General features: G+C 56.8%; 1 pseudogene. It reads right to left on the bottom strand.

Annotation, left to right across the window (positions count from 1 at the left end):
- Positions 1 to 179, bottom strand: a pseudogene (locus BK660_RS31785) (PAS domain-containing sensor histidine kinase); the annotation flags it as partial.
- Positions 180 to 294 lie beyond the last annotated feature (115 nt).

Genomic DNA, 294 nt, shown 5'->3' with positions numbered 1-294 from the left:
TGTGCACTGACCACGGCCAACTCGCCCTTGAGCTCGGTGACCCGGGCTTCAAGCATGCTGTAGGAATCGGTCAGTTGACTCGACATCTGGCTGAACAGCGCAAACGCCTGCTCAAGGCCAATCCGGCTTGCCTGCTCTACGTACGACGGTTGTCCCGAAGCGTCAGGGACAGGAGACATCTGGGCGGCTTGGGGCATTGTGCTCTCTCGCTTGGCTGACCGTCAGTTAAACGGAACGTTTCGAGGGACGTAGCAATACCCGTGCCTAAAAAAAACCGCCCAAAAATGAACGACT

Origin of the sequence: Pseudomonas brassicacearum, from assembly GCF_003732265.1 — a bacterium.
Taxonomy (GTDB): Bacteria; Pseudomonadota; Gammaproteobacteria; order Pseudomonadales; family Pseudomonadaceae; genus Aquipseudomonas; species Aquipseudomonas brassicacearum_D.
The sequence above is the reverse complement of the archived record's forward strand: the minus strand, read 5'-3'. Positions and strand labels throughout refer to the sequence as shown.